General features: G+C 65.4%; 21 protein-coding genes, 3 tRNA genes and 1 pseudogene. 12 read left to right on the plus strand and 13 right to left on the minus strand.

Going from position 1 to position 21142, the window contains the following annotated elements; translation table 11 throughout:
* Window position 1: 1 nt before the first annotated feature.
* Window positions 2–1063 carry an ABC transporter substrate-binding protein gene (locus PVZ77_RS21985; protein WP_183630404.1) on the minus strand — a complete coding sequence of 354 codons (1062 nt, stop codon included), beginning with the start codon at window positions 1061–1063 and terminating at the stop codon, window positions 2–4.
* A 182-nt stretch (window positions 1064–1245) separates the two neighbouring features.
* On the opposite strand from PVZ77_RS21985, the gene PVZ77_RS21990 reads away from it, so the two are divergent.
* Window positions 1246–1983, plus strand: coding sequence for a UTRA domain-containing protein (locus PVZ77_RS21990; RefSeq protein ID WP_183630403.1), 738 nt, complete (start codon window positions 1246–1248; stop codon window positions 1981–1983).
* A 7-nt stretch (window positions 1984–1990) separates the two neighbouring features.
* Here PVZ77_RS21990 and PVZ77_RS21995 read toward each other — a convergent pair whose 3' ends face one another.
* The 6 genes from PVZ77_RS21995 to minC all read right to left on the minus strand — a co-directional run bounded on the left by PVZ77_RS21995 (window position 1991) and on the right by minC (window position 6698).
* Complete coding sequence (locus PVZ77_RS21995) at window positions 1991–3280, minus strand: M18 family aminopeptidase (protein WP_273809574.1); 1290 nt, start codon at window positions 3278–3280, stop codon at window positions 1991–1993.
* 88 nt (window positions 3281–3368) lie between these two features.
* Complete coding sequence (locus tag PVZ77_RS22000; RefSeq protein WP_273809576.1) at window positions 3369–3947, minus strand: class I SAM-dependent methyltransferase; 579 nt, start codon at window positions 3945–3947, stop codon at window positions 3369–3371.
* Between the two features lie 46 nt (window positions 3948–3993).
* Entirely contained in the window at window positions 3994–4629 is a 636-nt protein-coding gene (locus PVZ77_RS22005; protein WP_183630400.1) for an RluA family pseudouridine synthase, read from the minus strand.
* Window positions 4630–4747: 118 nt separating this feature from the next.
* The gene (gene minE, locus PVZ77_RS22010; RefSeq protein ID WP_017642793.1) at window positions 4748–5002 is read right to left on the minus strand and encodes a cell division topological specificity factor MinE; all 255 of its coding nucleotides are present in this window, start codon (window positions 5000–5002) and stop codon (window positions 4748–4750) included.
* Window positions 4999–5817 (minus strand): septum site-determining protein MinD, encoded by an 819-nt coding sequence (gene minD / locus PVZ77_RS22015; RefSeq protein ID WP_133859342.1) that lies wholly within the window; start codon window positions 5815–5817, stop codon window positions 4999–5001. Before minD ends, minE begins: the two co-directional genes overlap by 4 nt.
* Before the next feature lie 134 nt (window positions 5818–5951).
* The gene (minC, locus tag PVZ77_RS22020; RefSeq protein WP_273809581.1) at window positions 5952–6698 is read right to left on the minus strand and encodes a septum site-determining protein MinC; all 747 of its coding nucleotides are present in this window, start codon (window positions 6696–6698) and stop codon (window positions 5952–5954) included.
* A gap of 151 nt (window positions 6699–6849) precedes the next feature.
* On the opposite strand from minC, the gene PVZ77_RS22025 reads away from it, so the two are divergent.
* Window positions 6850–7785, plus strand: coding sequence for a lipid A biosynthesis lauroyl acyltransferase (locus tag PVZ77_RS22025; protein ID WP_273809582.1), 936 nt, complete (start codon window positions 6850–6852; stop codon window positions 7783–7785).
* Entirely contained in the window at window positions 7786–8922 is a 1137-nt protein-coding gene (locus PVZ77_RS22030) for a patatin-like phospholipase family protein (protein WP_273809584.1), read from the plus strand. It abuts the gene before it with no gap.
* Window positions 8923–8925: 3 nt separating this feature from the next.
* Here the strand turns inward: PVZ77_RS22030 and PVZ77_RS22035 are convergent, their stop codons facing one another.
* Both PVZ77_RS22035 and PVZ77_RS22040 read right to left on the minus strand, forming a co-directional pair.
* A complete protein-coding gene (locus tag PVZ77_RS22035) occupies window positions 8926–9642 on the minus strand; it encodes an MlaA family lipoprotein (RefSeq protein WP_405046279.1) in 717 nt (238 codons plus the stop codon).
* A gap of 97 nt (window positions 9643–9739) precedes the next feature.
* Complete coding sequence (locus PVZ77_RS22040; protein ID WP_273809585.1) at window positions 9740–11050, minus strand: alpha/beta fold hydrolase; 1311 nt, start codon at window positions 11048–11050, stop codon at window positions 9740–9742.
* Window positions 11051–11319: 269 nt separating this feature from the next.
* Here PVZ77_RS22040 and PVZ77_RS22045 point away from each other — a divergent pair, with 269 nt between their 5' ends.
* Window positions 11320–12165 (plus strand): glycine betaine ABC transporter substrate-binding protein, encoded by an 846-nt coding sequence (locus tag PVZ77_RS22045; protein ID WP_405046280.1) that lies wholly within the window; start codon window positions 11320–11322, stop codon window positions 12163–12165.
* 42 nt (window positions 12166–12207) lie between these two features.
* On the opposite strand, the gene folD is transcribed toward PVZ77_RS22045, so the two are convergent.
* Complete coding sequence (folD, locus tag PVZ77_RS22050; protein ID WP_273809590.1) at window positions 12208–13062, minus strand: bifunctional methylenetetrahydrofolate dehydrogenase/methenyltetrahydrofolate cyclohydrolase FolD; 855 nt, start codon at window positions 13060–13062, stop codon at window positions 12208–12210.
* 247 nt (window positions 13063–13309) lie between these two features.
* Here folD and PVZ77_RS22055 point away from each other — a divergent pair.
* From PVZ77_RS22055 to PVZ77_RS22065, 3 genes are all read left to right on the plus strand, one after another.
* Window positions 13310–13386 (plus strand) — tRNA-Arg (locus tag PVZ77_RS22055).
* Window positions 13387–13421: 35 nt separating this feature from the next.
* A tRNA-His gene (locus tag PVZ77_RS22060) sits at window positions 13422–13497 on the plus strand.
* Window positions 13498–13548: 51 nt separating this feature from the next.
* A tRNA-Leu gene (locus PVZ77_RS22065) sits at window positions 13549–13633 on the plus strand.
* 101 nt (window positions 13634–13734) lie between these two features.
* On the opposite strand, the gene PVZ77_RS22070 is transcribed toward PVZ77_RS22065, so the two are convergent.
* The 3 genes from PVZ77_RS22070 to PVZ77_RS22080 form a co-directional block, all read right to left on the minus strand.
* Complete coding sequence (locus tag PVZ77_RS22070; RefSeq protein ID WP_273809592.1) at window positions 13735–13920, minus strand: hypothetical protein; 186 nt, start codon at window positions 13918–13920, stop codon at window positions 13735–13737.
* A 178-nt stretch (window positions 13921–14098) separates the two neighbouring features.
* Complete coding sequence (locus PVZ77_RS22075) at window positions 14099–14227, minus strand: hypothetical protein (protein WP_273809594.1); 129 nt, start codon at window positions 14225–14227, stop codon at window positions 14099–14101.
* Window positions 14228–14302: 75 nt separating this feature from the next.
* Window positions 14303–14506 carry a hypothetical protein gene (locus PVZ77_RS22080; RefSeq protein WP_133859334.1) on the minus strand — a complete coding sequence of 68 codons (204 nt, stop codon included), beginning with the start codon at window positions 14504–14506 and terminating at the stop codon, window positions 14303–14305.
* 166 nt (window positions 14507–14672) lie between these two features.
* Between PVZ77_RS22080 and PVZ77_RS22085 the strand changes: the two genes are divergently transcribed.
* The 5 genes and pseudogenes from PVZ77_RS22085 to PVZ77_RS26220 all read left to right on the plus strand — a co-directional run.
* Complete coding sequence (locus PVZ77_RS22085) at window positions 14673–15035, plus strand: hypothetical protein (protein WP_133859333.1); 363 nt, start codon at window positions 14673–14675, stop codon at window positions 15033–15035.
* A 116-nt stretch (window positions 15036–15151) separates the two neighbouring features.
* Window positions 15152–15937, plus strand: a complete 786-nt coding sequence (locus PVZ77_RS22090; protein WP_273809597.1) for a sulfite exporter TauE/SafE family protein — start codon at window positions 15152–15154, stop codon at window positions 15935–15937.
* 142 nt (window positions 15938–16079) lie between these two features.
* Entirely contained in the window at window positions 16080–18554 is a 2475-nt protein-coding gene (locus PVZ77_RS22095) for a methyl-accepting chemotaxis protein (protein ID WP_273809599.1), read from the plus strand.
* Window positions 18551–20023, plus strand: coding sequence for a chemotaxis protein CheW (locus PVZ77_RS22100; protein WP_273809601.1), 1473 nt, complete (start codon window positions 18551–18553; stop codon window positions 20021–20023). The genes PVZ77_RS22095 and PVZ77_RS22100 overlap by 4 nt, the downstream gene beginning before the upstream one ends.
* Window positions 20024–20273: 250 nt before the next feature.
* Window positions 20274–21044, plus strand: a pseudogene (locus PVZ77_RS26220) (PAS domain-containing protein); the annotation flags it as partial.
* Window positions 21045–21142 lie beyond the last annotated feature (98 nt).

A 21142-nucleotide genomic window follows, 5' to 3' on the forward strand; every position in this document is an offset into this window, starting at 1 on the left:
GTCACTGCTGCATGTTGATCAGAACGTGTTCCTGCCAGAGTCGCGGCAGGCGCTTGGAGGTTTCCTCCCAGGCCTTGGCGTCGGCGATGGGCCGGGCCTTGGCGTATTGCGCCTGGGGCAGCAGCTTGGCCTGGACATCGGCCGGCAGGGTCAGGTGCTCGGCGCGGATCGGCCGGGCATAACCCTGGGCCAGGTTGATTTGGCCGGCGTCGGAGAAGATGTACTCGCGGGCCAGCTTGGCGGCGTTGGGGTGCTTGGCGTACTTGTTGATGATGGTGGTGTAGCCGGAGGTCACCGAGCCATCGGAGGGGATCAGCACCTCGAAGCGCGAGCGATCGATCTGGTCGCGATAGCTCAGGGCGTTGAAGTCCCACACCACCCCGACTTCCACTTCACCCTTCTCGAGGTTGGCCACCACCGGGTTGGTGAAGGCCAGGCGCCCCTGCTTGGCCAGCTTGGCGAAGAAGTCCAGCGCCGGCTTGATGTTCTTCTCGTCGCCGCCGTTGGCATAGGCCGCTGCCAGTACGCCGCTCACCGCCTGGGAGGCGGCGCTGACGTCGCCGATGGTGACCTTGTAGTTGCCCTTGAGCAGGTCGGCCCAGGAGTGGGGGACGTCCTTGACGGTCTGCTTGTTGACGATGAAGGCGATGGTGCCGGTATAGGCCAGCGCCCAGTGACCGTCGCTGTCCTTGGCCCAGCTCGGTACCTGGTCCCAGGTGCTCGGCTTGTAGGGCTGGGTAACGCCCTTCTGTACGGCGATGGGGCCGAAGGAAGCACCGACGTCACCGATGTCGGCGGAGGCGTTCTCGCCTTCGGCGGCGAACTTGGCGATCTCCTGGGCGGAGCTCATGTCGGTATCCTGGTGCTTGAGCCCGTATTTCTGCTCAAGGTCCTGCCAGGTGCCTTTCCAGTTCGCCCAGGTATCGGGCATGCCGACGCTGTTCACCTCGCCTTCCTTGCGGGCGGCGGCTTCGAGGGATTTGAGATCGGCGGTATCGGCGAAGGCGGTACCGGCCTGTAGCGCAACGGCAGTGGCCAACAAGGAAGCAAGCAGACGGGTCATACGGGTGCTCCAGGTGTTAGGGCTTGGTCTAGGTCAGCAAGACATAGGCCAATCTAGGACCGGGGTATGACGATTTGATGGCAATGCGCCCTGTTTCACCGCTGGCACGGGCGCTGCAATCGTCACCAAGCGGTCATCTGGCCGTCTTAGTCTCCCAACAAACCCTAGTCGAGGCGTTACGGGTGCACCAATCCGAAACTGGTCTAGTCCAAAGAAGTGCACCGGGTGCCGGTGCCATCCGCCAGGCGCTGCAGGAGCAGATCGCCCATGGCCTGCTGCCGGCGATGGAGCGGCTGCCTTCCGAGCGCCAGCTCAGCGAGTTGTTCGCCACCACCCGGATCACCCTGCGCGAAGCCCTGCTGCAGCTGGAGGCGCTGGGGCTGATCTATCGCGAAGAGCGACGTGGCTGGTTCGTCGCGCCGCCGCGGCTGGCCTACAACCCTCTGGCGCGGACCCATTTCCACGCCATGGTGGAAGCCCAGGGACGGGTGCCGGCGACCGAGGTGGTGGCGGCGCGGCAGATGCTGGCATCCGCGGAGATCTGTCGTCTGCTGGAGTTGCCGGCGCTGTCCAGCGTCTACCAGATCCGCCGGGTCCGCCGGGTGGACGGCCGGCTGGTGCTCTATGTCGAGCACTACCTCAATGCCGCCTATTTCCCGGGCTTGCTGGAGCACGACCTGCAGCGCTCCCTCACCGAGTTGTATCGCGACCGCTACGGCATTCGCTACGGCGAGGTGCGCTTCGAGATCCTGCCCACGGCGCTGCTGCCGGAGGCGGCCCAGGCGCTGCGGGTGGCCCAGGGCAGTCCGGCGCTGCACATCACCCGCATCAACCACGACCAGCAGGGGCGACTGATCGATTGCGACCTGGAGTTCTGGCGGCACGACGCCATCCAGGTCAGGGTCGAGGTGCCGGACTAGTCCGGCTTCAGAGCGGCAGTTCGCTGCTCGAATAGAAGGCCGTCAGCACCTTGATCAGATGGCCCAGGTCGTGGCTGCCGGCCAGTTCGCGGATGGAGTGCATGGCGAAGGTGGGCAGGCCGATGTCCACGGTGCGCACCCCCAGTTGCCCGGCGGTGATGGGGCCGATGGTGGAACCGCACCCCATGTCGCTGCGCACCACGAAGCTCTGTACCGGCACGCCTTCGCGCTGGCAGAGGTCGCGGAAGAAGGCCGCGGTTTCGCTGCTGGTGGCGTAGCGCTGGTTGGCGTTCACCTTGATCACCGGACCGCCGTTCAGTTTCGGGCCGTGGTTGCCGTCGTGCTTGTCGGCATAGTTGGGGTGCACGCCATGGGCGTTGTCGGCTGAGATCAGCAGCGAGCGCTGCAGGGTGCGGGTAAAGGCATCCCCGGCGGGCAGCAGGCGTTGCAGCACCTGTTCGAGGAAGGGACCGTCGGCGCCGCAGCAGGAGGTAGAGCCCACTTCCTCGTGATCGGTGCAGACCAGCACGGCGTTCTCGTCGCCCTCGTCGGCCAGCAGGGCTTCCAGGCCGGCATAGCAGGACAGCAGGTTGTCCAGGCGGGCGGCGGCGATGAAGTCGTCATCCAGCCCGATCAGGGCGGCGGGCTGGACATCATAGAAGCTCAGTTCGAAATCCAGCACCTCGGCGTCGCCGATGCCGTGTTCCCGTTTCAGGCGCGCGGCCAGCAGGGCGCGAAAGTCGCGCCGCTCGCCGGCCGGCACCTGGGCGAGAATCGGCGGCAGCTCGTTCTGGGCGTTGATGGCCCAGCCCTGGTTGGCTTCGCGATTGAGGTGGATGGCCAGGTTGGGAATGATCGCCAGCGGCTTGCGGAAGTCGATCAGCCGACTCTGCACCCGGCCCTCGGCGCGATAGGTCACCCGGCCCGCCAGCGACAGGTCGCGGTCGAACCAGGGCGCCATCAGCATGCCGCCATAGACCTCGACGCCCAGTTGCCAGAAGCCCTGCCGCTGCAGCTCCGGCTGCGGCTTGACCTTGAGGCAGGGGCTGTCGGTATGGGCACCGACCAGGCGCAGGCCGCGCTCCAGCGGTTGGGCACCCAGGCGCACGGCAATCAGCGAGGACTCGTTGCGGGTGACGTAGTAGCGTCCACCCGGCTGCACGGACCAGCTCTCGCGCTCGTCCAGGCGCTGGTAGCCGGCGGCTTCGAGACGGTGGGCGAGGGTCGCGGTGGCGTGGAAGGGCGTGGGCGAACTGGAGAGGAAATCGATGAGGCCTTGGATCTGATCGGTACGCATGGACGACTCCGGACGACAAGGCGTCCAGTCTAGGTTCTGGACCGAGGGGAGTCGAGCGTAGCGCCCAGGCCGGGCGGCACCTCAGGGCTCAGCGGCGCTGCAGCACCAGGTGATGGATGTGCCAGTGCTTGGGCCGCCCGACCGCGGTATGGCCGTCCTCCTGCTCTTCCCGATGCAGGAGGACGTCCCAGTCCCGGAGCAGCTGCTGCAGGGCCGCGGCGTCGACGACCGTCACGCCCTTGCTGGCCCAGCTGTCCCGCTCGCCGAACAGCTGGCCGCAGAACAGGCCACCCGGGCGCACCGCCGCGGTGATCGCGGTCCAGAGCAGCGGGAAGCGCTCAGGCGCGCAAAAGGGCAGGGCGAAGCTGGAATTGACCAGCTCGCAGGGGGGAATTTCGACCGTTTCAAAGCGCGCCTGGTGGGTTTCCAGGCGTGTCTGCAGCCGGGCCGGCGTGCGTTCGCGCAGGGTGCTCAGCGCCTCGGCCTCGGCATCCACCGCCAGCACCTGCCAGCCGCGTTCCAGCAGGACGAGGGTGTCGCGGCCGATGCCACAGCCCAGATCCAGCGCCAATCCCGGCGGATTCGCGCGGAGTGAGAGGGCCTGCAGCAAGGTCTCGCGCGGTCCGCCCGCGGCGGTGGCGGTGTAGTAGGACGTCCAGTGCGACAAGCGGGCACTCCTCTGGTCGAGGGCCTCAGTATGCCAGCGCCGAGGCTCAGAACGGTGCGGGACTGGTAAAGCTCATCCGCTCGCCCGTGACGGGATGGGTCAGCGTCAGCAGGCTGGCATGCAGGCAGAGGCGCGGCTGGGCCGCCAGCGCCTCGCCCTCGGCATAGAGCTGATCGCCCAGCAGCGGATGCCCGATGCTCAGCATATGGACGCGCAGCTGATGGGAGCGACCGGTGATGGGCGTGAGCTCCACCCGGCTGTAGTGACCGTGACGCTCCAGCACCTGCCAGAAGGTCAGCGCATGGCGTCCCAGTTCGTGATCCACCACATGGCGCGGCTTGGTCGGCGGGTCGTAGCGCAGCGGCAATTCGATGCGGCCGCTGTTGGCCTCCGGCTCGCCCCAGCAGAGGGCGGTGTAGGCCTTTTCCGTCTCGCGATCATGGAATTGCCGGGACAGCTCGCGATGGCTGTCGGCGTCCCGCGCCAGCACGATGACGCCGGAGGTCTCCCAGTCCAGGCGATGGACGATGCGCGCCTCGGGATAGCCGTTTTCCTGCAGGCGGGTCACCAGGCAGTCGCGGTTGTCTTCGGCGCGACCGGGGACCGACAGCAGCAGGGTGGGCTTGTCGACCACCAGCAGGGCGGCGTCCTGGTGAATGATGCGGATGTTGGAGAGGGGCATGGGCTTCCTGGGGGCCTGGTGGTGAATCGCGGCACCGCGCTGAGCAGGTGCCGAGGATTCGCCATGGCTTAAACGCCAACGGCGGCCCTGGGGCCGCCGCTGTCCTGCTGCGCTCGCCTTAGCGGTCGGGCAGGGTGATGTTGAGTTCGAGGATCGAGCAGCTGCCCTGATTTTCCAGTTCGACCTGGATCTGGTCCTGCTCGATGGGCACGTACTTGCGGATCACTTCCAGCAGGTCTTTCTGCAATTGCGGCAGATAGTCCGGCTGCTCGTGGCGACCGCGTTCGTGGGCCACGATGATCTGCAGCCGCTCCTTGGCTATCGAAGCGCTGTTCTGCTTCTTCCGATCGCGAAAGAAGTCGAAGATGTTCATTCGCTACCACCCCCGAACAGACGTTGCAGGAAGCCTTTCTTCTTCACGTCGAGGAAGCGATAGGCCACTTCCTTGCCGAGCAGTCGTTCCACGGTATCACTGTAGGCCTGACCGGCGTCGCTCTGTTCGTCGAGAATTACCGGGATACCCTGGTTCGACGCCTTGAGCACCGCCTGGGATTCGGGGATCACGCCGAGCAGGCGGATGGACAGGATCTCTTCCACGTCCTCGACGCCCAGCATTTCGCCCTTGGTGACGCGCTCGGGGTTGTAGCGGGTCAGCAGCAGGTGCTCCTTGATGGCTTCCTCGCCCTTTTCCGCGCGGCGCGACTTGCTGGCCAGCAGGCCGAGCATGCGGTCGGAGTCGCGTACCGAGGAGACTTCGGGGTTGGTCACCACGATGGCCTCGTCGGCGAAGTACATCGCCAGGTGGGCACCCTTCTCGATCCCGGCCGGGGAGTCGCAGACGATGAAGTCGAAGGTCTGCTTGAGTTCGTTGATCACGCGCTCGACGCCGTCCTGGGTCAGGGCGTCCTTGTCGCGGGTCTGGCTGGCGGCCAGCACGAACAGGTTCTCGAGACGCTTGTCCTTGATCAGGGCCTGGCTCAGGGTGGCTTCGTTGTTGATCACGTTGACGAAGTCGTACACCACGCGGCGCTCGCAGCCCATGATCAGGTCGAGGTTACGCAGGCCGACGTCGAAGTCGACGATGACGGTCTTGTGGCCGCGCAGGGCGAGACCGGTACCGATGGCGGCGCTGCTGGTGGTCTTGCCGACGCCGCCCTTGCCGGAGGTGACTACGAGTACTTTGGCCAAACTGATTCACCTTGATCGAAAGGAATAACTGAAGCGACTCGGTGCCCTCGGTGACGAGATTGCAGGCAGTGTCGCGCTTCGTGTTGCCGTTGGCGGCTTAGGCGCCAAGTGCGAAAAATTCGCGGAAGTATCCGTCAAAGACGGGTGATGTTCAACACATCTCCCACCAGACTGACCTGGACCGGATTGCCCCACTGTGGATGGCGTCGCAGGTCCTCGGCGACCTTGTACTGGCCAGCGATGGAGAGCAGTTCCGCGGTCAGCTGCTGGCAGAAAATCCGCGCTTTAGTATCACCCTTTACACCGGCCAGCGCTCGGCCGCGCATGGGTCCATAGACATGGATGTTGCCGTCGGCGAGCAATTCGGCGCCCGGACTGACCGGCGCCAGCACCACCAGGTCACCGGCCGGGGCATAGAGCTGCACACCGCCGCGCACCGGGGCGGTGATGATCTTGGTCGGATTGATCGTCGGTGCGGCCGGTTTGGGCGGTTCCGCCGGCTTGACCGGCTCGCGATCGCGCGGCTCGACCTGGCGCTCACGCCCGCCGGAACTGGCTGGCAGGATCGGCAGGTCGTAGTCGTTGGCGGCGGCCAGATCCCCGCTGCGACTGGCACGCAGGGCCAGGGTGCGCAGGCCGTGCCGGCGGCAGAGGTCGAGGAGGGCGCCCAGGTCGAGCGGGCCGGCATCCTCGGCGAGCTTGTCGAGGCCCAGTACCAGCGGCGTTTCCTGGAAGAAGTTGGGGGCCTGGGCGACCTTCTGGGCCAGTTGCCGGTCCAGGCGCCCCAGGTCGTTGCGGAGAAGCTCCAGCACGGTCACGGCGAGCATGTTGCCCTTGAGCTGGAAGACGGAGTCGCTTTCGGAAGGATCGGCTGCGGTCATGGTGGGTACTTGTGCTTGGATGGCGGGACTTATAGCGGGATGCCCCGCGTGTCGCAACCCTCACCAGGTCTGGGGGGCCATGACTGTGAAGGCTACGGGAAATCTGCGCGAGCCCTGTAGAATGGCGCGACTTTTTCATGCAGGAGTTCCGATGGAGCGGCCGTCTTTCCGCCTCGCCTTTCTCAATCCACGTCATTGGCCGCTCTGGCTGGGGCTGGGGCTGCTCTGGCTGCTGGTGCAACTGCCCTATGCCGTGCTGCTGCGACTCGCCCAGGGACTCGGCTGGGTCTTCTATCACGTCGCCGGTCAGCGCCGCGCCATCGCCCGCCGCAACCTGGAACTCTGCTTTCCCCAGCTCGACGAGCGGGCACGCGATCGCCTGCTGCGGCGCAACTTCGCCAGCAGCGCCATGGCCCTGCTGGAGATGGCCATGAGCTGGTGGTGGCCGCGGCAGCGCCTGGCCCGGTTGGCCCATATCGAAGGCCTCGAGCATCTGCAGGCCGCTCAGCGCGAAGGCCAGGGAGTGATCCTCATGGCGCTGCATTTCACCACCCTGGAAATCGGCGCGGCGCTGCTCGGGCAGCGGCATACCATCGACGGCATGTACCGCCAGCACAAGAATCCGGTGTTCGACTTCATCCAGCGCCGCGGTCGAGAGCGCCACAACCAGGACGCCACCGCCATCGAGCGCGAGGACGTCCGCGCCATGCTCAAGGTGCTGCGCGCCGGCCGGGCCATCTGGTACGCGCCCGACCAGGACTACGGCGCCAAGCAGAGTCTGTTCGTGCCGCTGTTCGGCATTCAGGCAGCCACGGTGACGGCCACCACCAAGTTCGCTCGGCTCGGACGGGCGCGGGTGTTGCCCTTCACCCAGGAGCGCCTGGCGGACGGTTCGGGCTATCGCCTGGTGGTGCATCCGCCGCTGGCCGACTTCCCGGGCGAGAACGAGGAGGCCGACTGCCGGCGCATCAATCTCTGGGTCGAGCGCTGCGTCAGCGAGTTGCCCGAGCAGTACCTCTGGGCCCATCGGCGATTCAAGACCCGTCCGCCCGGCGAGCCCAAGCTGTATCCGAAGAAGAAACGCTAGATGAGCCTGGGCGGCGAGCGGCGCACCGGGCTGATTCTGGCCGGCGGCGGTGCGCGGGCCGCCTATCAGGTCGGGGTGCTGCAGGTGGTGGCCGATACCCTGGCGGTGCGTTCCGAGAATCCCTTTCCGATCCTCGTCGGCACCTCGGCGGGCGCGCTCAACGCCGCCGTGCTGGGCTGCGGCGCCCTGGATTTCGGCCGTGCGGTGGATCGCCTGGCGGCGGTCTGGTCGAACCTGGAAACGGCGATGATCTATCGCAGCGACTGGGCCGGGGCGAGCCGCCAGGCCGCGCGCTTCGGCCTGCAGACGCTGTTCGGCGCCTGGCACCAGGAACCGCTGGCCCTACTCGACAACGCGCCCCTGCGGGCGCTGCTCAGTCGCGAGCTGGATTTCTCCGGGATCACCGCGGCCTTGCGCCAGCACGCCCTGCGGGCCGTGGCGGTCACGGCCTTCGGCTATGCCTCGGGCCAGGCGATGACCTTCTACCAGAGTCATGGCGCGCTCGATCCCTGGTTTCGTCATCGGCGCGTCGGGGTGCCGGCACGGCTGGCGGTCGACCACCTGCTGGCCAGCACGGCCATCCCGCTGTTCTTTCCGCCGGTGAAGGTCGGGCGCGAGTTCTTGGGCGACGGTTCGGTGCGGCAGACGGCGCCCATCAGTCCGGCGCTGCATCTGGGGGCTGAGCGCATCCTGGTAATCGGACTCGGCGCGCCAGGGGGACACGAGCACGGCCTGCAGGGTCGGCCGCCGACGGTGGCGCAGATCGGCGGTCACCTGCTCAACAGCACCTTCGTCGATGCCCTGGACAGCGATACCGAGACCCTGCGGCGCCTCAATCTGCTGAGTAGCGCCCTGCCGGCAGGGGATCCGGTCAGCGGACGCTTCTGCCGTCCGGTGGACATGCTGGTGATCTCGCCCAGCCAGCCGCTGGCAGATATCGCCACCCGGCACCGCAAGCGCCTGCCATCCGCGTTGCGGCAGTTGCTGCGGGGTGTCGGGGTGAATCGGCCTTCGGGCAGTGCGCTGCTCAGCTATCTGCTGTTCGAGGCGGCCTACTGCCAGGAACTCATGGCGCTGGGACGGGCCGACGCCCAGGCCCGCCTGCCGGAGCTGCGGGCCTTTCTCGCCAGCGCCTAAGCCTCATTCGGCGATCTGCAGTTCCCGCGCCTTGGTGTAGAAATAGCGGATCTTCTCGTACTCGAAGGGCGAGTTGAGCTGGCCGTATCTCATGTCGGTGACGTACCTGAGGTTGATGCCGCGCAGCACCATGATCTCTGGGTGACGACCGCTCTCGTCGCTGACGTTGAGGAAGTTGATCTGCGCCTCGGCGGCGAAGTCCACCGCCAGGCCGCCGGTGTCGCGCAGGTTGGACGGGCCGAGGATTGGCAGCATCAGGAAGGGACCGTCACCCACGCCATAGAAGCCCAGGGTCTGGCCGAAGTCTTCCGGTTGCTTGATCAGCCCGACACGGGTCGCCGGGTCCCACAGGCCGAACACCCCGATGGTGGTGTTGAGCAGCAGGCGGCCGGTGGTGTCCAGGGCGCGCCGGCCCTTGAACTGCAGCACGCTGTTGAGCAGGTTGTTGACGTCACCCAGGTTGCTGAAGAAGTTGCTCACGCCCGAACGCACGAAGCGCGGGGTGATCCAGCGATAGCCGTTGACCACCGGCAGCAGGACCCACTCGTCCAGCCGATAGTTGAAGTGGTAGACGTGGCGGTTCCAGGATTCGAGGGGGTCGTAGACGTCCAGGGCGACCAGGGACGCCCGTTCGAATTCACGCTGGTCCAGACCCGGGTTGTACTTGAGGGTCGACAGCGGATTGCTGAAGCCATCGGCGCCCACCGGCGCGGCCGGCATGGTGTCCGAGCCGATGGTCAGGGTGGAGGAGGGCGGCGGACTCGATTCGGCGGCGAAGACCGAGGCACTGGCCATCAGGAGGAGAGCGAGCAGGGACTTAACCACGGGCGAAGAACTCCAGCATGGCGTTCGCGTTGACGCGGTAGTTGAGATTGCCGCAATGGCCGCCGTGGGGATAGACGGTCAAGCGATCGCCAAAGGTCTTGCGCAGGAAACCGAGGTCGCCCGGGCCGAGGATGATGTCGTCGGCATTGTGCATGACGCCGATCTTCGGGCTGCTCTTCAGATAGTCTTCCAGCGCGATGAGGCTGGACTTGCGCGCCAGATCGTCGAGGTTCTGCCCCTTGAAGTTCTTCTGCCAGAACGGCATCACCTGCTCGGTCATGTAGCAGTCGAAGTCGCACTGCAGCGAACGGGCGAAGAAGCGCGTCAGACTGGTGCCCTCGGTGATGGGGTAGGTCGGCGGGGTGATCAGGCCGCGGCGGTTGATCAGGTCGGACGTGAAGGCGATGTCGGCCGCCGAGAAGCGGAAGGACGAGCCGATCAGCATGGCCAGTTCTTCGTTGCTCAGTCGCTCCGGCGAGCGCTGGAAGTCACGCACCACGGCGTCGTTGAAGTCGACGTAGCCCTTCTCCTGGAAGTAGCGGGTCAGCTTCGACAGGATCAGCTCGTAGAAGGTGCGGTTGTTGGTGACACCCTTCACCTCGGTCTGCACCAGGCGATCCAGGTTGCGTACCGAGGTCAGCAGATTGACCGGCGGATTGACCATCAGCACCTTCTTGAAGTTGAAGCTGCGCTGGCTCTCGTCCAGGTAGGAGACGAAGGCGGCGTCCAGGCCGCCCAGGCTGTAGCCGGTCAGGTAGTAGTCGGTGACCGGCAGCTTGGGATGCTGGGCGCGCACCGCCTGCATGGCGCGATAGAGATCCTCGGCATCGTGCGGGGTATAGCCCGGGGTGGCGGTGCGCGACACCGACACCATGAAGTCCCAGCTGGTGGGCGAGGACAGCTGCACCACGTGGTAGCCGGCGGCGTAATACAGGCGCTTGAGGTATTCCTGGGTACTCGAGGAATAGTTGGCGCCGGTGCCGGCGATCAGGAAGATCAGCGGTGCCGGATGATCCTGGCGCGCGAGGCGGTAGTGGAATTTCTTCACCGGCCAGAAGTTGCCGGGCAGCTGGTATTCCCGCTCCGGACGCAGGTTGAGGCTGTAGTCATCCTGGTCGATGGTGCTTTCGGGCGGCAGCTCGGGACGGAATTTTTCCGGCGTGGTGACGATGGTGGCTTCGAAAGGATTGACCAGTGGATAGCCATAGGTGGCGGCATCCACTTCGGCGGCCGCGTGCGCGGTGCCCCAGAGGCCGGAAAACAGCGCGCCCAGCAGGGCGGCGACGCGCAACGAAAGACGCATGGACAGAGTCCTTTCAGAGGGCTTGAGAGCGTAGGTAAGACAACGGCCCGCCAATAGGTTGCATCGGCAGGTGCGGGTTTCTGCGAGGCGTCGATTACAGAGCGGTCGACGGGCTGCGTCAAGCGACATCGCATGTCGTTAAAAGTGCAGCCTTTGTCGCTAACCGGTCGTTATGCGTCGCCCAGGCGGTAGTGGCCATCTTGCATTGCCCGAATGATGGGAGTGGGGCAACCGCCCGACTTCCATAGCGAGAGGACTGCTGCATGAGCATGGTGAAGAAACTGTTGGGAATAGGACTCGGTGTCGCCTTGACCTCGGCCATGAGCCTGGCCCAGGCGGCCAAGCCGGAAATCACCATCGGCTACGTCGATGGCTGGGCCGACAGCGTGGCCACGACCCATACCGCAGCTGAAGTGATCCGCCAGAATCTGGGCTACGAGGTCAAGCTCATGCCGGTTGCCGCCGGCATCATGTGGCAGGGCGTCGCGCGCGGCAAACTCGACGCCATGCTGTCCGCCTGGTTGCCGGTCACCCATGGCGCCTACTACGAGAAGATGAAGGACCAGGTGGTCGATCTGAACGTCAATACCCCCGACGCCAAGATCGGTCTGATCGTGCCGGAGTACGTCAAGGCCAATAGCATCGCCGATCTGCAGGCGCAGAAGGCCGACTTCGGTGGCCGTATCGTCGGCATCGATGCCGGTGCCGGGGTCATGCTCAAGGCCGACCAGGCGATCAAGGACTATGGCCTGGACTACAAGCTGGTGGCCAGTTCCGGTAGCGGCATGATTGCCGAGCTGACCCGGGCCGAGAAGGACCAGAAGCCGGTCGTGGTGACGGGCTGGGTGCCGCACTGGATGTTCGCCAAGTGGAAGCTGAAGTTCCTCGAGGATCCCAAGGGCGTGTTCGGTGGCTCCGAGCACGTGGACACCGTGGCCAACCCCGCGCTGGAAGCCAAGGCCAAGCCGGTCTGGGATCTCCTGAAGAAGTTCGCCTGGCAGCCGGGTGAGGTGAACGAGGTGATGCTGGCCGTGGAAGAGGGCAAGAAGCCGGAAGAGGCCGCCAAGGCCTGGATCGCTGCCCATCCGGATCGCGTGAAGTCCTGGCTGCCCTGAGGGTCGGCTGAATGAAGAACGGGCCCCGCGGGGCCCGTTTTGCTAGCTGTGCAGCTGCTCGGCCGCGTACAGCGTGTTTTCCAGCAGGCAGGCCCGCGTCATCGGGCCGACGCCGCCGGGAACCGGGGTGATCCAGCTGGCCCGCTCACAGGCGCTGTCGAACTCCACGTCGCCTACCAGGCGGCCATCGGCCTGGCGATTGATGCCCACGTCGATGACGATGGCGCCGGGCTTGATCCATTCACCCTTGACCAGTCCCGGCTTGCCCACGGCCACCACCACCAGATCGGCCTGGCTGACGTGGTGTTCGAGGGAGCGGGTGAATCTGTGGGTCACGGTGGCGGTGCAACCGGCCAGCAACAGTTCCAGCGCCATGGGCCGACCGACGATGTTGGAGGCGCCGACCACCACCGCATCCAGCCCATAGAGGTCGACGCCGGTGCTGTGCAGCAGCGTCATGATGCCCTTGGGGGTGCAGGGGCGCAGCTGGGGATTGCGCTGTGCCAGGCGACCCAGGTTGTAGGGATGGAAGCCGTCGACGTCCTTGTCGGTGCGGATGCGTTCCAGCAGCTGGGTGGCATCCAGGTGCGCGGGCAGCGGCAACTGCAGCAGGATGCCGTCGACGCTGGTGTCGTCGTTGAGCCGGTCGATCAGGGCTTCCAGTTCTGCCTGGGTCGTGCTGGCCGGCAGGTCATGGGCATAGGAGTCGAAACCGACTTCTTGGCAATCCTTGCGCTTGTGCGCCACATAGACGCTCGAGGCGGGATCGGTGCCGACCAGGATGACGGCGAGGCCAGGGGCGCGCAGTCCGGCGCTACGACGTTGAGAAACTCGCTGGGCAATATCCTGGCGCAGGCGGGCGGCAATGGACTTGCCGTCGATCAGTTGGGCGGTCATGGGCGATTTCTGGTGGTGACGGAAAAGGGTCGGCTATTTTCGCATGGACGGGCCCGCTGGCAACAGAGAAGCCTCTGCGGCGGCTAACTCATTCTTCTGCTTAAAAATTTTTTAAAAATTAGTTGACGGGTCGGCGGGAGCTTTATAACATTCGCCCCGCTTGCCGAGCACAGCCCAAGTCACTGACAAGGGCCAGGCAAGAGGCTTCTCACCAAGGAGGTCTCTGCTAGGGCAGCTGCCGTAACAGGCGCCCGTAGCTCAGCTGGATAGAGCATCCGCCTTCTAAGCGGATGGTCGCAGGTTCGAGTCCTGCCGGGCGCGCCATTGGCGGTTCGGCGACGGCAAGCACGTAAGATATGGTGGGCGTAGCTCAGTTGGTAGAGCACAGGATTGTGGCTCCTGGTGTCGTGGGTTCGATTCCCATCGTCCACCCCATATTCAGCGAACGCCAGACCTCGTGTCTGGCGTTCGTCTTTCAAGCGTCTCGCGGACGTGGTGGAATTGGTAGACACACCAGATTTAGGTTCTGGCGCCGCAAGGTGTGAGAGTTCGAGTCTCTCCGTCCGCACCAATCAAGATGCACAGCAGAAGACCGGCCCAGCGCCGGTTTTTTTGTGCCTGCGATTCAGGCGGCGGCCAGCGGGTCGCAAGCGTTTGAGCGGGTACCCGGCCTCAGTGCAGATGCCGCAGCAGCGGTGCGCAGAGCGCGAAGGCGAGCGGGGTACCGAATACCAGGGCCCTGGTCCACTTCTGCAGGTTGCGCTTGCGATTGCCCGGCGCGGAGGAGACCTCTGCGGTTGCAGGCTGATGATCAGGGCTGTCGAACAGGGTGATCGAGCGGGTCAGTTGGGTTCGCATGATCCGACCTCTTGCCGTCTGCACTAATTGTTATTGGCACTTTCAAGACTAATGCGGCGGGCGGGTAATGCAAGATGCGGGCGGATTCGGGGCGAGTGACGGCTGCGCGGTCGAACACCCACCCGGTCAAGGACGGCCTCGCGACTGCTGCAAGAGCGGCGGGCCTGGCGACGGACGGTCAGTTGAAGGTCTCGGCCAGCAGGAACAGGGCGCCGCCGATGGCTCCGCCACTGAGCAGCACCAGGCTGATCAAGGCGCCCCCCACGAAGTGGGCGATGTCGTCACTGATTTCGTAATCCGCTTTCATGCTCGGCTCCAGAGGATGGATGCCGCTACAGATAGCAGCCGCGCATTACAGCGCGACGACGGCGGGCGTGCCAGGTTAGCTGGTCGCCCAGTTCAGCCAGAGCGTCTGCTCTTCGCTGAGCTGACCGACCTCGCGTAGCGCCCGTTCGAGGTCTTCCCGGACGCGGCGCTTCAGGTCGGCATTGAGATCGACCTGGGCACTCTCCGCCAGGCGATCGGCGAGCGAAAGGTCCGCGCTGAGCTGGCGCAACCGGGGGCCGATGAAATCCTTGTGCTGCATGAGCCGCTCCTGTCTCCTGATACCGCCGAGTGTGGCATGCGCCGCCTTTGACTGAACACAGACTGGAAAAATATTGTCTGACTTGATTGGTTAAAAGTCGGACTTTCGGCAGCCCACGTCGTTTTCAGGTTCGAGATGTCAGCTTTTTCATAGGGAAGAAGAAATCATGAGCGGGACTTCAACTCGCAAGTTGCTGGTGTTGACCGCAGGTTTCGGCCTGCTGGTAGTGGCTGCAGTGGCCACCACCCACCGCAGTGATTCGACCAGCAGCGAGCCCGCCGTGGTGGCGACCACGACGCCGCCGGTAGCGGCCCATGCCCCCACCACGGGTACCCATTCGGTCGCGGACGAACACAAGCAGGATCTCGAGAGCTTCCTGGCGCAGGCGAGCCTGGCGCCCTGCGGCACCGTCATGCCGGCGACCGTTAACGATCCCGCCTGCCGTGCCGCCATCGAGGCGCATGCCCGGCGCGCCGGCTATGGCGACGAAGAGGTCGCGGCCTATCTGAATGCCCACCAGAGCCGCTGACCGGGAATCTAGTGTTATCGGTTATAAGCAAAGACCCTTTCAATATAGGTCGGTATAACCTGAGTGGTTATCCTGTGCGGCCGCAAGATGAGCCGACAACGGCAATTGGGGCTGTAATGGAAGTAGGGGCGTTGGGCTTCGTGATCGCGGGGCTGGTGGTTGGCTTCATCGTTGGCATGACGGGCGTGGGTGGTGGCTCGCTGATGACCCCCATCCTGCTCTGGTTCGGGATCAACCCCGCGGCAGCGGTAGGCACCGATCTGCTCTATGCCGCCATCACCAAGGCGGGCGGCGTCTTCGTTCACCAGCGCAACCGCAACATCGACTGGACGGTGACCGGCTGGCTGGCCGCCGGCAGCGTACCCACCGCCGCCCTGACGCTACTCGCCCTGGCGCTGCTGCCCGGTGATCAGCACGCCACCAATGCCCTCATCAAGCATGCCCTGGGCATCGTGCTGCTTTTGACGGCCCTGGCCATTCTCTTCAAAAAGCAGATCTTCGCCTTTGCCAGCCGCCATGCCAGCGACAGATTTCACCTGAGTGCCAGGCGGCTCAATGCCCTGACGGTGCTTACCGGCGCAGGGCTGGGCTTCATGGTGACCCTGACTTCCATCGGCGCTGGGGCCCTGGGCACGGTGGCGCTGTTCCTGCTCTATCCGCTGATGGCGACCCGGCGCCTGGTCGGTACCGAGATCGCCCATGCGGTACCCCTGACGCTGGTGGCGGGACTCGGTCACGCCGGGTTGGGCAATCTGGACTGGCATGTCCTGGGCTTTCTGCTGCTGGGGTCCTTGCCGGGGATCTTCCTGGGCAGCCATCTCTCCGGACGCGTACCGGATGGCGTGCTGCGACCCTGTCTGGCGATCATGCTGCTGGTCATAGGCACCAAGCTGGTGGCCTGAACGACGGCGGGAAAACTTAAGGTCGTTCATCGGACGACTACTGGCGATCCGCCAGGAGAAAACATCTCTAGGATAGGCGGTACTCAATTTGTTATCGCGATTTCCGATAACCTGTTTGCCGAGTCCTCTCCTGGAGCTGCCCATGTTTTCCGCCTCTGCCGAATCCGCCGCTGTCGACGATGCCTCCGCCTACCACGCCCTGCGCCAGGCGCTGGACCGCTCCCTGGCGGTGATCGAGTTCGATCTGCAGGGCACGATCCTACACGCCAACCAAAACTTCCTGCAGACCTTCGGCTATCACCTCGACGAGATCAGCGGGCGGCAGCACCGCCTGTTCTGCCCGCCCGGGGTGGCGGAGAGCGAGGACTATCAGGACTTTTGGGCGGCGTTGGCGCGCGGCGAGTTCCACAGCGGTGTCTATCACCGCAAGCACAAGGACGGCAGCCTGAGGTGGATCCGCGCCACCTACAATCCGTTGCTGGATGCACAGGGGCGTCCGCAGCGCATCATCAAGTTCGCCACCGACATCACCGAGACGCGGCTGCAGGCGGTCGAGTACGAAGGCAAGATCGAAGCCATCCATCGCTCTCAGGCGGTGATCGAATTCGATCTGCAGGGCAACGTGCTCTGGGCCAATGACAACTTCCTAGGCATGACCGGCTATGCGCTGGACGAGTTGCGCGGGCGTCATCACAGCCTGATGTGCCCGGCCGACTACGCGCGTTCGGCGGAGTACGCCCTGCTGTGGAATCGCCTGGGGCAGGGTGTCTTCGACACCGGGGTCTACAAGCGCATCCGCCGCGATGGGCGGCCGATCTGGATCCAGGCCACCTACAACCCCATCCTCGACAGCGAAGGTCAACCTTACAAGGTGGTGAAGTTCGCCATCGATGTGACCGATGCGCAACTGCAGGCCGCCGAATTCGTAGGCAAGATGGCCGCCATCGACCGGGCCCAGGCGGTGATCGAATTCGATCTGCACGGCAACATCCTGACGGCCAACGAGAACTTCCTGTCGGCTCTGGGTTACAGCCTGGACGAGGTGCGCGGCAAGCATCACCGGATCTTCTGCGAACCCGAGCTTGCCCGCTCGCCGGGCTATCGGCTGTTCTGGGAAAAGCTCGGTCGCGGCGACTTCGATGCCGGACTGTACAAGAGACGCGCCAGCGACGGCCGCCAGGTGTGGATCCAGGCCACCTACAACCCCATCCTCGATGCGGAGGGCAAGCCGTACAAGGTGGTCAAGTTCGCCAGCGACGTCACCGAGAGTCAGCTGCGCAACAGCGACTACGAAGGCAAGGTGGCGGCCATTGACCGCTCCCAGGCCATCGCCGAGTTTTCCCTCGACGGCACGGTGCTCACCGCCAACCGCAACTTCCTGCTGGCCCTCGGTTACCAGGCCGATGAAGTGGCGGGCAAGCATCACCGCATCTTCTGTCCCGACGACTATGCCCGTTCCGCGGAGTACCGGCTGTTCTGGGATAAGCTGGCGCGGGGCGAATTCGACGCCGGAGTGTACAAGAGACGCAACAGCCGGGGCGACGAGATCTGGATCCAGGCCACCTACAACCCGATCTTCGACGCCGACGGCAAGCCGTGCAAGGTGGTGAAGTTCGCCGTGGACATCACCGAGAGCCAGATTCGCAACAGCGACTACGCCGGCAAGGTGGCGGCCGTCGACCGGGGCCAGGCGGTGATCGAATTCGACCTGACCGGCACGATCCTCGAAGCCAACCGCAACTTCCTGGCGACCCTGGGTTATCGCCTGGAAGAGATCCGCGGCCAGCATCACCGCATCTTCTGCGAGGCGGAGCACGTCGCCTCCGGCGAGTACCGCGAGTTCTGGGCGCGGCTGGCCCAGGGCGAGGTGTTTGGCGGGCGCTTCATGCGGCTGAGCAAGTTCGGCCAGCGGATCTGGATCCAGGCCACCTACAACCCCATCTTCGACGCCGACGGCCAGGTGCACAAGGTGGTGAAGTTCGCCACCGATATCACTCGCCAGGTGGAGCTGGAGCAGCACCTGCGGCAGAAGATCGAGCAGATGAATCTGTCGCTGCACGCCCTGACCCGCTCCATCAACCAGATCGCCGAGACCACCGACGACGCCAACCGCATGGCCCGACGCACCCTGGAGGAAGCCGAGCGCGGTTCCCTGACCCTGAGCCGCTCGCTGGACGCCATGGAGGCCATAGGCACCACCGCCGGGGGCATCCAGGACATCGTCCAGGTGATCAGCGACATCGCCAACCAGACCAACATGCTGGCCTTCAACGCCGCCATCGAGGCGGCCCGCGCCGGCGAGCACGGCCTGGGCTTCTCGGTGGTGGCCGATGAGGTCCGCAAGCTGGCCGAGAAGTCGTCCCAGGCGACCAAGGAGATCAACAAGCTGATCCTGGAGTCGGTGAAGAGCATCGCTCAGGGCAGCGAGATCTCGCGCAGCGTGGGCGAGGCCTTCGGCCTGATCGCCGAAGGGGTGGGCAAGACCCAGCAGTCCATCGAGGCCATCAACGGCTCCACCGCGGCCCAGCTCGAGGATGCGGCGCGGGTCAATCAACTGATCCAGGAGCTGGACGCGGCCACCACACTCACGCCGGTGACCGGGGGAGCGCGATCGTGACCGCGACCCAGGGTGTCGTGCGGATCGGCGAACTGGAAGTCGCCCTGTCCGCCCAGGCCCTGGAACGCGTGGTGCCCTGGCCGGAGCGCCTGGCCGCTCATCCGAGTCCGGTGCCCTGGCTGCTAGGCCTTTTCGAGCTGGGCGGCCAGCCGCTGCCGCTGGTGGACGGTCATCGCCTGCTGGGATTGCCGGCGGTCGAGCACGAGCGCCGGATCGCCGTGATCCGTCATGGGGGTGGACGCTTCGGCCTGGCCATCGATGGAGTGGTGGACATCCTCAAGCTGGCGGATGAGGCCATCGTGCAATTGCAGGGGGCGCCCGGGCGCCTGCTGGGACAGGTGCATCTGCAGGCGGAGACCGGCCGGTTGGTGCATCTGCTGGATCTGCCGGCCCTGGCCGCCTTGCCGGGCTTCGAGGTCAGTGCCGACAGGTCGCCGGCGGTACAGCGGCAGGCCGCCATCGGCACGGAAGAGGAGCGGCTCTATCTGCTGTTCGAGTGCGATGGGCGGCGCCTGTGCCTGGATGCGGCGGTGGTGCAGGAGCTGGTGGATCGACCGCAGCTGACGCCCAGCGAATTCGCCAGCGACAGCTGTCGCTACCAGGTGCAGCTGAGAGGCCAGGCCTTGCCGGTGCTGGAACTGTCCGAGCTGCTGGGCCTGGCCACGCCCGCCAAAGGTCACCATGAGCAGCTGCTGGTGCTGGCGGCGGGCGATCAGGGTCAGTATCGGGTGGCCTTCGGCTTCCAGCGGCTGCTCGGCATGTGGCGCCGGGATCCGGCGCAGTGCGCGCCGCTGCTTGGCTTCGGGCTGGAACGGCCCGGGCTGTTGCGCGGGGTGTTCAGCGCCGCGGAGGGCGAGGCGGCCATCGTGATCGATCACCTGGCCCTGGGGTGCCAGGAGGCGGCGGTCGCCTATGCGCGGATCTATCGCACCGATCGCGACCTGTTGCGCGAAGAGCGCCGTCAGGTCCGCCGCCAGCCGTGCCTGACCTTTCTCGCCGAATTGCTGTTCGCCGTCCCGCTGGAGCAGGTGGCCGAGGTCCTGCCGCTGCCGGCGCACTTCCTGCGGCTCGGCCAGCGGGATCCGCGGCTGCTGGGATTGATGGAGGTCCGCGGCCAGCAGATCACCCTGGTCTGCCTGCGCACCCTGGCCGGCGCGGTGGCGGTCGAGCCCGGCCCCGGCGATCAGGTGATCGTGGTGGAAGGGCAACGCCAGCGTCTGGGTTTCGTGGTGCAGCGGGTCGAGGCCATCGAGGCCTTTACCGAGTTGCGCGCCGATGCCCTGGCGCGCAGCTGGCAGTTGCCAGGGGAGGGCGGGGCGGTACCGGCGCAGCGGGCGCAGAGCTGGGTGGGCGTAGGATCCGCGGGCAGCAGTCGCCAGGCGACCCTGATCGACCTCGGCGCGCTGGTGAAACGTCTGGAAGGTCAGGCCCCGCAGACCCTTCCGCAGCGCGTGGCTGCGGCAGTTTGACGATACCGCTCGTCGCTTCGTCGAACGGTCGGGTAACGGATTGCCCATGGCTTTGTCAGCCGCCGAAGGCGTCCTTCATCGAAGCGGTACCGGCAGGCTAGAGCGAGTGGTGTTTGCCGGAGGCCGCCAGGCGGGGCGCGCCGCCCGTGCTTCCCCTGCCGGAGCCGGGTGCAGGCGTTCATCAGCGCGTTGTCAAGAAATCCCGCGGCGCGTCGAACCAGAGGAAGACACAACTTTCCTGGGTGATCCCATGTTCAACTCCGCACTCAAACGCCGCATCGCCGATCTCGAAGCCGAACTGTCCGAACACCGCCAGGTCAGCGCGGCCTTCCATCAGGATTCGCTGCATCTGCTGCTGGACGCCCAGGGCCGGATCGAGGATTTCAACGAGAACTTCGCGCTCTGCCTGGGCTACGCGCCTGGCAGCCTAACCGGGCGGAATCTGGACGAGATCATTCCGGACTACGTGAAGAAGCTGGTGTGCTACGGCGATCTGAAGCGCAGCTTCAGCGAAGGTCACCAGGCCAGCGGCATCTATCGGTTGCTGCGCGGCACGGGCGGCGTTGCCTGGCTCTATGCGATCTGGACGCCCGTGCGCGACACCCAGGGCCAGGTCAAGCAGATCCGCTGCTATGCCTACGACCGGACCGAGCAGGTGGAAATCTCCACCGAGCATTCTGGCATCATCAATGCCCTGCTGCGTTCCACCGCGGTGATCGAATTCAACCTGTCCGGCGAGGTGCTCACCGCCAACGAGCGCTTCCTGCAGGGCATGGGCTATTCGCTGGCGCAGATCGTCGGCAAGCACCATCGGATGTTCTGCAGCCGCGAAGAGGCCGAATCGGCCGACTATCGCGCCTTCTGGGAACGGCTCAACCGGGGTGACTACGTGGCCAGTCGCTTCAAGCGCATCGACAGCCATGGCCGCACGGTCTGGCTGGAAGCCTCCTACAACCCGGTGCTCAACACCCGCGGCGAGCTGTACAAGGTCATCAAGTTCGCCACCGTCATCACCGAACAGGTGGAGCAGGAGCTGGCGGTGGCCGAAGCCGCGCGGGTCGCCTTCGACATTTCCCAGACCACCGACGAAAGCGCCCGCCAGGGTGCGGCGGTGGTGCA

The sequence above is a fragment of the Pseudomonas sp. SHLD1 genome (assembly GCF_028640935.1).
Classification (GTDB): Bacteria; Pseudomonadota; Gammaproteobacteria; order Pseudomonadales; family Pseudomonadaceae; genus Chryseomonas; species Chryseomonas aestiva.